Genomic DNA, 14,693 nt, shown 5'->3' with positions numbered 1-14,693 from the left:
GAAAGCTGGCCGGGGCGCCAACTCTGGACGACGAGCCCCGTCGTCGCGAGGTTTCATTCGCGCAGATCGTGCAGTCCATCGAACGAGAGGAATCGAACGATGGCACGCACGAGAAAAGGCCGCCGGAGCTACGGCGCCGGCGAATGGGGCCGGAACAGGGTCCGGGTGTTTCCCGACCCGAAAACCGGCCTGTTCCAGATGGAGTGGCGCGAGAACGGGCGAAGGCTCACCCGGTCGCTCGGACACCGCGATTGGGCGAAAGCGAAGCGGCAGGCGGACGAAGCCGCCGCGGACTTCGCAATGCTTCAGCCCAACGGCAAGGCGGAAGCCGAGCCGGAGCCGCTCACTCTGGAGAGGCTCTTTGACATCTACGGTGAGGAGGTGACGCCCACCAAGACGAGGCGGGTCCAGCACCGGGACAGGATCGCGACGGGGATGTTCCTCGACCTACTCGGTCGGGACCGGCGACCCGAGACCCTGTCTCAAAGGGACTGGGACCGCTTCATCCGGGAGCGCCGGGCGGGAAGGATCGGACCGAGCGGGAAGCCGGTGTCCAACCGGACCATCGAGTTGGACCTGAAGTTCCTGCTCGCGGTGCTCAACTGGGCGACCAAGTCCAGAGACGAGGAGGGGAGGCTCCTTCTCGACTCGAACCCGCTGAGGGGTCTGAGGACGCCCAAGGAGAAGAACCCCGCCAGGGTCGTTCTCTCCGAGGAGGAGTACCGGGCGATGCTCGGGGTGTCCCGGCAGGTGGACTGGCGGTTCCACGTCGCGTTCGTGCTCGCCCACGAGACCGGTCACCGGATCGGGGCCATCCGCAACCTGAGGTGGTCTGACATCGACTTCGAGGGCCGGGAGGTGCGGTGGCGGGCGGAACACGAGAAGACGGGCTACGAGCACGTCACGCCGATGACGGACGAGGCGGTGGCGGTGTTGGAGGAGGCGCGGGAGGCGAACCCCGGTAGCGGGGAGAAGCTGATCCTGCCCGCCTCGAAGGATCCCTCGGCGAGCATCGGCAGGGGACGGACCGGCGTTTGGTGGCGCAAGGCCGAGCGGCTTGCGGGACTGGAGCCGAAGGCGCGGCGGGGCTGGCACTCGCTGAGGCGCAAGTTTGCCAGCGACCTGATGGACCTGCCGCTCAAGGTGCTGTGCGAACTGGGCGGCTGGAAGGAGGCTCAGACGGTGTTGCGCTGCTATCAGCAGGCCGACGCTGTACAGCTCAGGAAGGCGCTGGACAGCCGCCCGAGGGTCCGCGCCTGACCCGAAACGAATCGGCGGGAGTCAATCAGCGGGAATCCGACCGACGAATCCCGTAAGATGAACGATCACAACGACATGTGGATCCGAATGCTCATGTCGCGTAGGCATAGACGTCGGCCTTCGCGACCTTGATCGCCTCCGAGAGCAGGTGGATGGTCTCGGCACTCCCGGCCCCGAGGCCCCGCAGGTCGAACCCCTCGACAAGATTCAACTGCATCGTCACTTCCAGCCCTCCGCGTGACGTCGGCGGGCTGGTGTAGATGTCGTATCCCCGGTACGTGGTGTGGAGCGGCTCCGCCCAGATAGGCTCGTAGCGGGCGAAGTCCTCCATGGTGAAGTCGCCGCCGTTCTCCCGGTAGAAACGGGCCATCTCCTCGGCGATGTCGCCCCGGTAGAACCGATCGAACGCGGCCCGGAGCGCTTCCGAGCGCGTCTTGCCGGCCGCCAGGGCCGCCTGCTCAGCCTCGACCACCTTGCGGAGCGTGTTCGCGAGATCAGGCATCCGGAACGTTTCGCCGGGCTCGGGCACCCTCCCGCGAGGGAGGAACATCCGCCGGCTCGATCGGAAGCTCTCGAAGAGTTCCCGGTGAGATTCGATCGCCGCCACCACGGACGCCTCTATCGGATGACCGTTTTCCGCGTAGTCGATGGCCGGGGCGAGCACCTGGGCCAGGCTCATGGTGCCGAAACGGTCCAGCAAGGCGATCCATCCCCCGAACAGGCCGGGGACGACGCCCGCGTGGATCCCCTTGTTCAACTCCTCGGCCGCGCGGCTCGCGGGATCGATGGCCAGAGGCGCGGCGCCCGTGGCCCCCAGCGAGTACACGCGATCGGAGACGCGGTCGTAGAGCGTCACGAACCCGTTCCCCGCCATCCCGGACATCTGCGGGCGTACGATGTTCAGCGTGGCAAGGGTCGCGACGGCGGCATCGGCGGCATTACCCCCGGCCATGAGCGTGCGGAGACCCGCCATGGATGCCAGGGGATGGCCGGCCGTCACCAGCCCGTTCGGGCCCGGCACCGCCGGCCGGTGCGCCGGCCGATCCGGGTATCGATCCGGGTCTGTCTGCACCGCGGAGGCGCCCTGAGGCAGAAGCAGCAGGAACGTGGCGAACAGCGCGATCATCGGCCGAGCACGTGCGTCCATCTAGATCCCCTTCCATTCCTCTGTGCCATCCGTCGGCAACAACTCTCTCTGGGCCCGGTCCCGCTGCGGCACGTCGTGGCAGCGGCGGCAGCGCGCCTCGTAGGACTCGGAGCCGCCCACCTGGATCGTCGGTCCTTCGGCGGGCGCCGGTTTCCCGTCGATCAGGCGCTGGTTCCTCGTCGCCGGATCGCCGCAAACGACGCAGATCGCCGTCAGCTTGTCGATCCGTTCCGCGCGCGCCAGGAGCAGCCCCATGGGGCCGAAGGGCTCGCCGCGGAAATCCATGTCGGTGCCCGCCACGATGACGCGCACCCCGGCGTCGGCGAGGGCGTCGACAACCACGCAGATGCCGTCGTCCAGAAACTGGGCCTCGTCGACGGCGACAACCTGCGTCGACGGGCGAACCTTCCCGGCGACCTGCACGGAACTGGACACGGGCTCGGCGTCGATCTCCCGCCCGTCGTGGGACGAGATCCGGAACTGGCCTCCGTAGCGGTCGTCGAGGTGCGACTTGAAGAGCTGCACCCGCCGCCCGGCGATGAGGGCGCGCCGCACGCGCCGGATCAACTCCTCGGACTTACCGCTGAACATGACGCCGGCGACGACCTCGATCCAACCGTGTCTCGCCCCATGGAACATCGTTCAGAATCCCAGCACGCTGTAGTTGCCGTCCAGGATCAGGCGAACGGAGACGTACAGCCCGAACGCGGGGCACAGCACCCAGAAGGCGTTCGGGGCGCCGACATAGACGAGGAACTCGCCCCTCGAGATGAGCGTCTGCCTTCCCGCGACGAAGAAGCTGACCCAGTAAAGGGTCGACACGTACACCCACTGCCAGAACAGCATGGCGGCGAGAATGCCGGAGACGACCGCCGGCAGGAAACCGACGGTAAAGGCTCCGTACAGGATCAGCGTCGGAACCGGCGTGAAGAAACCGTTGGCGATATCGACGGTGAACCCGAACGTGCGGCGATCCGCATAGGATTCATCCACCATCGAGTAGGTGGCCCAGGCGTCCGCCCAGACCATCGGGGACAGGATCCGCCTGAGGGGCACCCTCGTGGTCAGAAACTCGACGGCCGGGGTTCGGCCGGTCTCGCGCTGCCGCTCGCGCCAGTGCACGGCGCGCTCCTCGATGTAATCCCGCCGCAGGTACAGACACGCCTCCCAATAGCAGATCAGGAGATTCGTGGAGAAAAACAGACTGAACAGACCATGGATGGCGTTGAGGTCCCCGAGTACGTAGTAGCGAGTGCCGATCCCGAGTAGCGTCAGGAGCGCGATGATCAGCGCCGAAAGCAGTCCGGCCGGCATCGTGGCTAGTAGGTGCCGTCGAGGAAGGTGTCCTGGAGGCGGTCCCGCCGGGCGATGGCGACGCACTCCTCGAGGTCCGAGAGGTATTCGCCCAGCACCGGCGTGTGGACGGACGTGATCGGCTGGTGGATGGCCGGCGGCTTGCGGTGCTGTCCCATCATCCAGCCTCGCTCGTTCATGAGTCTCGCGACCGCGAAGATGTTGAACGGTTCTCCGGGCTCGACGTCGTAGCGGAAGAGGTTCGTGTCCCCTTCGGGTTCGAACACGTAGAGCCCGTCGATCGCCCTCACGCCGTCGATTGCCGCGCGGGTCGTCTCCATGATCCCGCCTACGATCTCCCGGTATCCCTCCCGGCCGATGTGCCGGAGCATCGTCCAGGCGCACGCCACCGCCCCGCCCGGCCGGGAGCCCTGGGCCGTGGCCGAGGCGTAGGAGCCGCCGGCGAGGTCGCGGACCACGTACCGAGCGTATTCGATGTCGCTGCCGTCGGCGAAGAGGACGAGCGAAGCGCTCTTCTGCGCGAAACCGAACTTGTGGAGGTCGGCGGACAGGCTGGACACGCCCGGCACGGAGAGATCGAAGTCGGGGACCGGATAGCCGAGTTCCCGCGCGAACGGCGCGATGAAGCCGCCGTAGCAGGCATCCGAGTGCAGGCGGACGCCCGTCTCGAGGGCGATTTCCCCGAGTTCCCGCATCGGGTCGATGAGCCCGTAGTAGATGGTGGGAGCCCCGGCGTAAATGAAGATCGAAGCTTCGTCGATGGCCTCGCGGATGGCGTCCACGTCCGCGCGGTAGTCGGCCCGGCAATCCACGTACTTCATGTCGAGGTCGAGGATCTGGGCGGCCTTGTCCACGGAGGGGTGACGGCTGTAGGCGGCGACGATATTGAGCCGGCCCAGATCCGGGCGCGCCTCGCGCTTCATGTCGCGCGCCACCTTCACGGCCTGGAAGATGCTCTCCGTCCCCCCCGAGGTGAACTGTCCACCCGCGCCCTCGGGCGCGTTGAAGATGTCGAGGCCCATCTGGATGACCTCGTCCTCCATGGCTCCGACGCTCGGGAAGGAACCCTGCCCCGAGAGGGCGTTCTCGACGGAGTAGATGGCGTGTGACGCGTCCTGCACCCGCTTCAGCGCCTCGTTGACGTAGTAGACGAGGTACGGGACGCGACCGTTCTTCCAGTCGTAGTCGATCGCCTTCCGGCTGAGCAGTTCGCTCTCGAGCGTCTCCCAGTCGATGCCCTGCTCCGGGAGTCGCTTACGGGTCCGGACTTCGGGACTCAGGGTACTCGTAGCCTGTGCCACTTCGATGCCCTCCGTCGTGCGGTGGTGCGACCCGGGATCGGCCCGCGTCACCGACCGTTGCCGGTCGTCGAAATCCAACCTTGTGTGAGGAGATTGGCGGGGCAACGTGCAGGGCCCGCGCTGACCCGGGGCTTGAAGCCGGGGCTTGTCTGAGGAGGCGAGGTCCAGTCAGATACCGGGGTCGTCCGACCGCCGAATCCAGACCCGAGACCGCCCCCGAACCCGGGATCCGACAAGCGAATGGCCTGGCTGCAGACACACTGGATCGCGGTGGCCCTCCTCGCCGTCTACGGCGCCCTGCTCGTGCGCCACGCGATCGAGGGCCGTCGCGGGACGAAGGGACGGACGGACTACTACGTCGGGGGGCGGTCCATGGGCGGGATCGTGCTCGGCCTCTCCTTCTTCGCGACCTACTCAAGCACGAACAGCTTCGTCGGTTTCTCGGGACAGGCGTATACCTACGGGGCACCCTGGCTCCTGCTCGCGCCCGCCGTCGTCGTCTTCTCGCTCGCGGCCTGGATATGGGTCGCGCCGAGGCTGCGCGCCTTCACAGGGGCGGTCGACTCGGTCACCCTCGCCGACTACGTGGGGTTCCGCTTCGAGAGCCGGGCGGCGCGCGTCCTGGCGGCGGTCATCGTGATCTTCGCCAGCTTCCTGTACATGATCGCGGTCTTCAAGGGCATCGGAAATCTGCTCGAGATCTTCCTCGACATCCCCTACAAGGGCGCCATCGGGTTCGTGTTTCTCGTCGTCGTCCTCTACACGGCCGTCGGCGGGTTCATCTCGGTCGTGAAGACGGATGCGGTGCAGGGGATCGTGATGACCATTGCCGCCATCCTCCTCTTCTGGGGAACGCTGAACAGCGCCGGGGGGCTGGGGGCCATCGACGCGATCCGCGCGGCACCGGACACGTCCGGACTTTTCCGCTGGGACGCGGCCATGCCCTTCCCGGTCCTCATCGGGATCATCGTGGCCGGGACGCTCAAGTTCATCGTCGATCCGAGACAGCTCTCGCGCTTCTATGCGCTCGCCGATCCGACGGCGGTGCGCCGCGGACTCATCGTGTCGACGATCGCGTTCCTGGGCGTGTACACGCTGCTGCTGCCGATCGGGCTCTACGCCCACGCGGTGATCGGCAGCGGGCTCGCGGAGTCGGATCTCGTCGTGCCGACGCTGCTCGGGGACGCGGGAATCCTGCCGGCGCTCCCGGCGGCCTTCATCCTCGTGGCCATGCTCGCGGCGGCGATGTCGTCGCTGGACAGCGTCCTGCTCGTGATGGCCTCGACCTGGGAGCGGGACGTGATCTCGCTCTTCCGGCCGCACGCGGATGAGGGACGGGCCGTGGCGCATACGCGGTTCTGGGTCGCGCTGTTCGCGGTCATCACGGCTTGGCTCGCGCTCAATCCGCCGGGGAGCATCGTCACGCTGACCGCGTTCTCGGGCGGCCTCTACGCGGCCTGCTTCTTCCCGGCCGTGGTGCTCGGCCTGCTCTGGCGGCGGGGTACGGGCGCGGGAGCCGTGGCTTCGCTTCTGATCGGGTTCACGGTGCTGCTGTTCTGGGACTGGGTCCCGTTCTCCGAGGTCGTGCACGAGGTGTTCCCCGCGATGGCGCTCTCGCTCGCCGCCTACGTGGCCTGTGGCCTCGCGGCCCCTCCGCTGGCCGCGGCAAGGCGGCTCGACATCAAGCTCTAGCTGGTAGCCGGCTCGTAGCAGGCCTCCGGGCTATTCTCCGCCCGCCGCCGCGAGGTCCAGGGCGAGACGGCAGCACAGCGATCCGCAGTCGGCTCCGGGGCGGAGTTCGGCCGGCGGCTTCCAGCCCCACTCGGAGTACTGGGTGACGCCGGGGACGGACTGCGGTACGCGGGGCTCGCCCGCCACGATCCGGGCCGCGTGCAGGCGCATCTCGAGTCGATAGCCCGGCCGGTCGACGTGGCCCTCGCTCAGGCAGCCGAGGTCCTCGGTCTCCACGCCGAGTTTCTCGCTGCCGATGCGGCGAACGAGAGCCTCGTCCACCTCGCCTTCGGCATGCGAGCCGGCGGGGAGGCCCCACACGCCGGGCAGATCGGGATCGTCGTCGGGGCGGCGCACGAGCAGCCAGCGGGGCGCCCCGCCGGCCGATCCCGGCTCCTCGATCACCAGGGCCAGCGCGGGACGCGAGGGGCGGGCCCCGGGGCCGCGGTCGCCCGTCATCGTGCGGCCAGCGCCTCCAGCCGTTCCCGGGCGTCGTCGAAGCGATCGAGGAGATTGGGGATGTCCGTACCGCCGTAACCCGCGGTCAACCTCAGGCGCGCCACGCCCAGAATCGCGAGGAGTTCGGCGGCCGCCGCTCGGCGGGCGGCGGGGTCGGAACTGCCGACGCTCCCGATCCATACGGGCGCCGTGTGCGCGAACGGGTAGTTCGCCATCATCGGCCAGCGGGCCGGGCCGCCGACGGCGCGCGCGGCGATCCATCCCCCATCCGGAAGCGTCAGGTCGCCCTCGAAGCGGCGCGAGCCGGGGCCGTCGAGGCCCCCTCCGCTCCACGCCACCTCGCCGTTCACCAGCACCTCGACCCGATCCACTTCCGTGGCGGTCGCGACGTCGAGGGACCACGAGACGTCTCCGGCGGACACGATGTGGCCGGGACCCGCCCCGCCGACGCTGAACTCGAGGAACGGTCCGTTGGTCACGAAGGTTCGGCCGCTTCGCAGCGCGTCCACATAGGTCGACCAGTTCTCGACGGTCCCCGTCTGCGCGTACACGCGCGAGGTGCCGATGGCCATCGTCCGGTAGAAGTTGTTCATCACATCGGTCCCGGCCGAGGGCACGATCGGGATGCCGGCGTTCAACAGCAGGTGCCAGATCTGGGAGGTGAGGACCTCGTCGCTCCACAGGCAGACGATCTCGAGCGCGTCCAGATCGCCCAGCACGGCGTCGGGGATGAGTTCGACGGGCACGACGCCGTAGAGGTCGGCGATCGATGCTTCGGCCCACGGCGTCGCGCGCGGCATGCCGCGGGTACTCACGGGGTGCACGTAGTACTGGAAGCCTCCCTGAGCCCGGGCATGGCGCAGCGGCTCGGCGTTCGCGCGGTCGTCCGATCCGTAGACCTGGTAGCCGGGTCCCCACACCCAGGGCCAGAACAGGTCGTCGATCTCGATCAGGCCCAGGTGCCCCAGGAAGTGGGACCGGACCTCCTGCCCGAAGCGGATGAAGGGCGGGCCACCGGAGTGCCGCCACGTCCACAGATCCTGGTCCTCGAACCGGTTGTGGAGGTTCGCCAGGAGCGGCGTGGCGAAGTCCAGCGCCTCGCCCCGCATCATCGGCATCAGGTCATCCGGCGAGAGGTCGTACGGACCACCGTAGTTGAGGTGGAAATGATGTTCGCCCGAACTCCAGCCGCCGGCCCGCGCGTCCCAAACGGAAGACAGCACGACTTCAACCTCCGCGGCGCCGGACGCGGCACCCACCTGTACCGTCGCCGATGATTCGGGTGTCGCGAGTCCCTGAACGGCCGAGACCGTGACCTCGCCGACCGGAACCGTGAGTTCGATCACGCCCGGCGAATAGAAGAAGACCCGGCCGCTCTGCCCGTCGAACCGCGACGCGGGACCGTCCGGGACGAGCGGGTGCCCCGCCCCGTCCACGACCGCGAGCCGGGCCGCCACCGGAGCGCCGCCTTCCTCGGTCACGGTCCGTATCCGAAGGCTTGCCGTCGCGGCTCCCCATTCCCAGGCCGTCACGTCCACGGCCTCGATGGGACCGCCTGCGGCTCGCACGCGCTTGAGGTTGAACCGTTCCCGGTCATCTGCTTCGGCGAAGTAGATCCACTCGCCGCCGGGATCCCAGGCGGGCGTCAGCGGCAGGCCGCCGGAGGCCAGGAGGATGGACGGCCCGGGGTCGGCCACGTTGAGGAGCCGGAGGTCCCACCCCTCCTGCGTCGGCCAGTTGACCGCCACGGTGGACCCGTCGGGACTCAGGGCGGGCCGCGCCATGGACGCGATGCTCCCCTCGATGAGCGTCCGCGGCTCCGGCGAATCGTCGGAGCGCACGACGACACGATCGCGGCCGCCGCCCTTCCACAGGTAGACGAGCGCGCGTTCGCCGGGTTGGGGCTTCAGTTCGATCCCGGGCGCGTCCGTCACCGGCCGCCGCACGCCGGTGTCGACGTCGACCGCCCACAGGTCCAGGGCTCCGGCCTCCGATTCGGCAGATGAGTAGAAGATCTTCGTCCCGTCAGCGGAAAACGCCGGGTCGAGTTCGAGGCCGGGGCTGTCGACGCGGCCGAGTTCCGCGCCGCTGCCCGCGGCAACCCAGACGATCTCCGTGTCTTCGGTATCGTCGCGCACGAACGCGACCAGCTGCCCGTCGGGAGACCAGGCGGGCCGCGCGTCGATCCCCCCGCCGCGGGTCAGCCGCCGCGCCACGCCGCTCGACAGATCCATGACCCAGATCCAGCCGTGCGAGGCGAACGCCACCCGCTCGCCGTCCGGCGACGGAGCCGGATCGATGGGGCCCGCCGTGAGCGTGGGCAGCTCGTAGCCCTCGAGGTACACGTGGTGGCCGTACCCCGCGACCTTCGGGTATCGATTCGTCCACTGTCCGGCTCCGTCCGCGGGGGCCGACGCGAGGACGAGGACGATCGCGCCGAGCACCACGCAAACCGGCGCCCGGCGGCGTGAAATCCGTGACGTGGGAACCGGACGTGCCCGCATGCGTGCGTAGCTCACCGGCGCCAGGCCGACGCGCCGGGGAGCCCGCTGCTCACCAGCACTTCGAGCCCCGGCTCCGGAGCGAGATCCTCCGCCGCGCTCTGGGCCAGCGGGCCGGAAGGCAGGTCGCGGAAGATGGCGCGGACCTGCCCCGTGCCCGGATCCCGCAGGATCGCCATCGGCGGCTCGCTCCCCTCGGCGATCTCGACGCTGCCGCCCGGCCCGTGGAGGGAGAGACTCGCCAACACCGTCTCCCATGCCGGCTCCACGGGAAGCGCGAACGTGAATCCGGACTCCCCGTCCCCGTCCCAGATCACTCCCATGTCGAAGCTGAGCGAGAACAGTTCGCTGCCGTCGGCGCGCCTTCCGGTCAGCGTGTACGGCCCGGGGGCGTGCGGCAGTTCGGGACGCGCGTCGACGACAAAGGCGGGATCGAGGTGGAGGGCACCGTCCGCGTCGGCCCCACCGGATACGAGCAGCGTCCGGCTGGCGGCCGGGGCCTCCCATACCTCGAGGGTATCCTGTAGCCGGTAGCGCAGCATGTTCGTGAAATAGTAGTCGCTGACCCACGTCGGATCGCAATACGTCATGAAGTCCCGCACGTTGGTCGTCGGGTCCACCAGCGACCCGCCGTCCCGCGAGTCCCAGCCCCAGATGCCGATCCCCCCGCCTTCGTAGGGGTAGCTCACATCGGGGCCGCCTTCGTTCCCCGAACACAGCACGTGGAACAGGCTCAGGTTATGTCCGAGTTCGTGCGCGAACGTCTCCGCGCTCAAAACCGAGATTGCGACCTTTCCGGAGTACGGGATCTCATCCGAGAAGAACGGGAAGGTCGCACGGCCCGCGATGTTACCCCCGATCTCCGGGATCATACCCACCCAGTGTCCCACCCCATCCTCCATGACCCGGATCCTTCCGACATCGGCTATGAGGTCGCCGGAGACGTTCGAATCGACCGTCACGCTCGCATGCCGTGTGATCTCGATGTCCGCCACCGGGAGATACGTCCTCGTCTGCCAGAAGAATTCGTCTTCCGGGTCGGCGGTACTCACGAACGTCTGGGCTTCGCGGTCGTTGTCCCCGGTCCAGACCATGGGGAGCAGGGTCAGAAGCAGCGGGGGCACGGCCCTCACATCGACCATCATCCGTCCGCTCTCGGGGATGCGCTTCGACACGCCGAGATTCGGATCGAGCGTCCCATCCGGGTCGATCTCCACGACCATCTCCAGTCCGGGCTGGATCACGTCGGCGGCGATGACGGCGTGGGGCGAAAGATCGAGTTCGCCTTCCTGTACCTCCGTTGGTATCGCGGAAGAACCCGCCGGGATTTCCTCGACGTGCACCTCCGCGCCGTCCGCGAAGAAGGTGGCCCGCACCGGCGGGAGCATGGCACCCGTTTCCTGTTCGGACGCCACGAACACGCGCAGGAGCGCCTCCCTGCCGGCGACGAGCGGCACGGGGAACTCGCGCGACTGCGCCGCCTGAATGAGGTAGGCCTCGGCGTGGGCCTCCCCGCCGCACAACTGGATCCGGGTCTTGAAATACACCGACTCCATCCAGTTTCTGAAGGCGGGTGTCTGAGGCATGCACAGTCCGGTGTCCTCCGCGATCAACTCCCAGAGTTCCTCGAGCTGGGTCAAGCCTTCCGGCAGGGGGCCCGACAGATCGGCATTGCCCTGGACCCATATCCGAAAGAGTTCGCTGGCATCGCCCAACTCCGGCGGCAGCGGGCCGGACAGTTGGTTGTTGTCGATCACGAGAACGGCGAGACTGTCGATCTGTCCCAGTTCCGCTGGAATCGGGCCCTCGATCCTGTTGTCGGAGACAAGGAGGACCCGCAGGCTGTCGAGTTGGCCAAGCCAGGAAGGAAGGGGGTCCGACAACTCGTTCTCGTAGAGGATGATCTCTCGGAGCCTTCCGAGCGCTGCCAGACTCTCGGGCAGTCCCCCCTCGATCTTCGTCTCAGAGATACGGAGGGTCTCCAGTTCGGTCAGGTGGCCGAACTCCTCCGGAATCGCACCTTCGAACCGGGCCTCGTACAGGTGGAGTATCCGGAGGCTATCGAGGTTGCCCAGTTCGGGTGGGATGGGACCGGACAGCTGGTTTTCCCCTCCGCCGAGCCACAGCACCCTCAGGTTCTCCAGGTTTCCGATTTCGGGCGGGATCTCACCCTGGAACCCGTTCCCGTCGATGTCCATCCGCCGCAGTTCGGTGAGGAGGCCGATCTCCGCCGGGATCCCGCCCTCGAGCCGGTTGTAGTCCAGTCGCAGGACCCGCAGGTGCGGAAAATACTGGATCTCGGTCGGGATCTCTCCCGACAGGTTGTTGCGATTCAGGTTGATCGTAGTGACCCGCCCCGTCGAATCGTCGACCGCGATGCCGTACCAGTTCTCCAGCGGGGCGTCGGTTCCCCAGTTGCCCGATTCCGTCCAGCTGTCTCCGCCCATGGCCTCGTACAACTTCATCAGGTCCGACCGTTCCTCGTTGCAGGCGAGGAACTCACCATCGCGCGTCGGAATCGCGTTCAGCCACGCCTGGAATCCCTCGTCCCGCACCGTGCACAGCATCGTGCCGCCGTACTGCAGCGTCTGTATGCCCAACTCCGCAAGAGAAGCCGGGATGGGGCCGGAGAGCGCCGCATTTCCGTGCACACGCAGTTCGGTGAGGAAGGCCAGACTGCCGAAGTCCTCCGGAAGCTGACCCTTCAGGCCGTTCTCGCTCAGGTCGATCGCCGTCACGCGGGACTGATCGTTCGCCGTCACGCCGTACCAGCTTCCGACCGGCTCGTTGGATCCCCAGTTGGTGTTGTCGGTCCAGTCGGAGCCGAACGTACCGTTGTAGATGTCCATGAGGATCGGGCGGTCCAGGCTGTGCACCGCGACCGGAGCGGAATTCGAGACGGGGCCCGATGTGGCGGTGAGACTCGCGTTGCCCTCTTTCAGACCGGTGACGAGCCCGGTGGCATCGACCGTCGCGATGGCCGGATCGCTGCTCGTCCACGTCACGACCGCATCCGAGATCGGCTGCGCCCGGTCGTTCAGGACCCGCGCACGCACGCGAACCGTGTCGCCCGCCACGACCGCGACCTCTTCCGGATCCAGCGTGATTCTCGCCGGCACCGTCGCGGTCGGAGGCGGAGGCGGCGGCCCGGGCGGCGGTCCCGAAGTGTCCCCACCACCACAGGAGAGGATGGCCATACCGAGAAAGCCGAGCGCCGCGTAACGCGACACACGGGAGAGAGAAGAGTCGGATCTTCCGGAGATGGTGCGGGTGCGCTTCGCCATGGGTCTGCCTTGCGTCTTTTTAGGGGAACGCCGACGAGCGGAGAGGGACCGACAAGTCGCTACCGCGCAACGCTCCCGGGTGTGCCTGCAACAGTACCGGTATTCCTCTAACCTAGAGGCGTGCCGCCGGCTTGGCATCCTCCCAGGTGCTGGTCGAAAAAGGCCTGGAGCCGACTGTACGTGTCGATCGAATTGGAGGGGTCCCGGAAGCCGTGTCCCTCGGGGTACGTCTTCGATTCGAATTCCTTGCCGAGTGCCTCGAGCTTCTCGACCGCGAGCTCGAAGTTCTCGAACGGCGCCCTTACGTCGAACTCCCCATGCATGATGAGGACGGGAGCCGTAATGCGGTCCATCCGGTCGAGCGTCTCGCTCTTTGCGTAGACCTCGGGCCGCTCCTCCGGCGTCCCGCCGTGCCCCGTGATCGTGAAGATCTTCCCCAAGCGGTCCGCGTAGGGCAGGGTCAGAGACTCGGAGTAGATGCCGCGCATGGGGACGGCCGCGTCGAACTTGTCGGGCGTGCGCGTGATCGCGGACATGGACTGCATGCCTCCGTAGCTGCCGCCGTAGATGCCCACGCGCCCGTTGACGTACGGCTGGCGGCGCAGCCAGTCCGCCGCGGCGCCCGGATCCTTCGACTGGTCGTTCAGCCAGTCCTCCACCGAAAGGTCCTGGAACTCGCGCCCGAAGCCGGACCCTCCGCGATAGTTGATGGCGAGCACGACGAAGCCCTCGTTCGCGAGGTACTGCTCCACGAGGTTCGTCCCCTGAGTGTAGGAGTTCGTCCCTCCTCCATGCACCTGGACGAGGGCCGGGCAGGCGGGCGGGTCGGAGCCGGCGGAGCGCGCGGCCCGGATCGCCGGCGGCAGGTAGAGGAACCCCTGCATATACAGTCCGTCGAAGGAGCGGAAGGAGATCTCCGCGGGTCGCTGGACGCCTTCGAAGTCGGGCGAGAAGTCCGTCAGGCGGGCGGGGACGCCGCCGTCGAGGTCGAGGAACCAGGCTTCCCTGCCCTCCGTCGCCGCATCGCGCGTGAACGCGGCGCGGCGGCCGTCCGGCGTCGCGTGCAGGGACGACCAGGACCCGCCGACGTTCGTGACCCGCGTGGCGACGCCGCCCGAGGCGGGGACTGACCACAGGTCGAAGGCACCGCGCTGCTGGTACGGGAAGTAGATGCGCTCGCCATCGCCGGACCAGAAGGGGTCGAAGCGCATGATCGCATCGGTCGCGTAGACCTGCATGTCGAGCGGCACTTCCCGGAGGACGCGGGGCGCGGTGCCGGCGAGATCGAGGTCGATCCGGTACAGGTACGCGAGATCCTGATACCAGTACTCGTCCTTGGCCGTCCCCATCAGGACGAGGCTCGATCCGTCCGGCGACCAGACGGGGCTGGATGAGGCCATGAGGGAAGTGGAGACCCGGTGCGCCTCGCCGGACGCCACGGCGACAAGCCACACGTCGTCGTGCCACCAGTCGGCCCGGTTCGAGATGTAGGCGATCCACCGGCCGTCCGGCGACCACATGGGGCTGAAGCGGCTGTCTTCGGCCTCCGCCGCGCCGGCCGTCAGTTGCCGGGGCGGGGCCCCCCCCCCGGCGGGCCCCCGCCCCCCACACCCCGGGGCCGGCCCCCCGGGGGTGTTTGGGGGCGGGTAGCCCGGCCGCGCCCCCCCCCCGGCCCCCCCGCCCCCCGCCCCCCCCC

General features: G+C 68.1%; 10 protein-coding genes. 2 read left to right on the top strand and 8 right to left on the bottom strand.

The window, feature by feature from the left end; genetic code table 11:
- Positions 1-99 precede the first annotated feature (99 nt).
- A complete protein-coding gene (locus RN901_RS03135; protein WP_310755844.1) occupies positions 100-1,260 on the top strand; it encodes a tyrosine-type recombinase/integrase in 1,161 nt (386 codons plus the stop codon).
- A gap of 91 nt (positions 1,261-1,351) precedes the next feature.
- On the opposite strand, the gene RN901_RS03130 is transcribed toward RN901_RS03135, so the two are convergent.
- Genes RN901_RS03130 through RN901_RS03115 form a run of 4 tightly spaced genes read right to left on the bottom strand, consistent with a single transcriptional unit; the run spans position 1,352 to position 5,022 of the window.
- Positions 1,352-2,407: a gamma-glutamyltransferase gene (locus tag RN901_RS03130; RefSeq protein WP_310755841.1), complete on the bottom strand. Its 1,056-nt coding sequence runs from the start codon at positions 2,405-2,407 to the stop codon at positions 1,352-1,354.
- The gene (locus tag RN901_RS03125; RefSeq protein WP_310755839.1) at positions 2,408-3,046 is read right to left on the bottom strand and encodes a thymidine kinase; all 639 of its coding nucleotides are present in this window, start codon (positions 3,044-3,046) and stop codon (positions 2,408-2,410) included. It lies immediately after the preceding gene.
- Between the two features lie 3 nt (positions 3,047-3,049).
- Entirely contained in the window at positions 3,050-3,721 is a 672-nt protein-coding gene (locus RN901_RS03120) for a hypothetical protein (protein ID WP_310755837.1), read from the bottom strand.
- 5 nt (positions 3,722-3,726) lie between these two features.
- Positions 3,727-5,022 (bottom strand): pyridoxal-dependent decarboxylase, encoded by a 1,296-nt coding sequence (locus tag RN901_RS03115; protein WP_310755835.1) that lies wholly within the window; start codon positions 5,020-5,022, stop codon positions 3,727-3,729.
- Between the two features lie 240 nt (positions 5,023-5,262).
- Here RN901_RS03115 and RN901_RS03110 point away from each other — a divergent pair, with 240 nt between their 5' ends.
- Complete coding sequence (locus RN901_RS03110) at positions 5,263-6,714, top strand: sodium/solute symporter (RefSeq protein ID WP_310755833.1); 1,452 nt, start codon at positions 5,263-5,265, stop codon at positions 6,712-6,714.
- Positions 6,715-6,744: 30 nt separating this feature from the next.
- Here RN901_RS03110 and RN901_RS03105 read toward each other — a convergent pair whose 3' ends face one another.
- The 4 genes from RN901_RS03105 to RN901_RS03090 form a co-directional block, all read right to left on the bottom strand.
- Entirely contained in the window at positions 6,745-7,212 is a 468-nt protein-coding gene (locus RN901_RS03105) for an NUDIX domain-containing protein (protein WP_310755831.1), read from the bottom strand.
- Positions 7,209-9,716, bottom strand: a complete 2,508-nt coding sequence (locus tag RN901_RS03100; RefSeq protein ID WP_310755829.1) for a CehA/McbA family metallohydrolase — start codon at positions 9,714-9,716, stop codon at positions 7,209-7,211. Before RN901_RS03100 ends, RN901_RS03105 begins: the two co-directional genes overlap by 4 nt.
- An 11-nt stretch (positions 9,717-9,727) precedes the next feature.
- Positions 9,728-12,832 (bottom strand): Ig-like domain-containing protein, encoded by a 3,105-nt coding sequence (locus RN901_RS03095; RefSeq protein ID WP_310755827.1) that lies wholly within the window; start codon positions 12,830-12,832, stop codon positions 9,728-9,730.
- Between the two features lie 272 nt (positions 12,833-13,104).
- A partial coding sequence (locus RN901_RS03090) for a prolyl oligopeptidase family serine peptidase (protein WP_310755825.1) occupies positions 13,105-14,693 on the bottom strand: 1,589 nt, incomplete at its 5' end.

Source organism: Candidatus Palauibacter soopunensis (genome assembly GCF_947581735.1).
Classification (GTDB): domain Bacteria; phylum Gemmatimonadota; class Gemmatimonadetes; order Palauibacterales; family Palauibacteraceae; genus Palauibacter; species Palauibacter soopunensis.
The sequence above is the reverse complement of the archived record's forward strand: the minus strand, read 5'-3'. Positions and strand labels throughout refer to the sequence as shown.

Bases quoted from the DNA above. Each gene is read 5' to 3' on its own strand.
- RN901_RS03125 (WP_310755839.1), bottom strand. From the start codon at position 3,046: ATGTTCCATGGGGCGAGACACGGTTGGATCGAGGTCGTCGCCGGCGTC.
- RN901_RS03135 (WP_310755844.1), top strand. From the start codon at position 100: ATGGCACGCACGAGAAAAGGCCGCCGGAGCTACGGCGCCGGCGAATGG.
- RN901_RS03105 (WP_310755831.1), bottom strand. From the start codon at position 7,212: ATGACGGGCGACCGCGGCCCCGGGGCCCGCCCCTCGCGTCCCGCGCTG.
- RN901_RS03130 (WP_310755841.1), bottom strand. From the start codon at position 2,407: ATGGACGCACGTGCTCGGCCGATGATCGCGCTGTTCGCCACGTTCCTG.
- RN901_RS03100 (WP_310755829.1), bottom strand. From the start codon at position 9,716: ATGCGGGCACGTCCGGTTCCCACGTCACGGATTTCACGCCGCCGGGCG.
- RN901_RS03120 (WP_310755837.1), bottom strand. From the start codon at position 3,721: ATGCCGGCCGGACTGCTTTCGGCGCTGATCATCGCGCTCCTGACGCTA.
- RN901_RS03110 (WP_310755833.1), top strand. From the start codon at position 5,263: ATGGCCTGGCTGCAGACACACTGGATCGCGGTGGCCCTCCTCGCCGTC.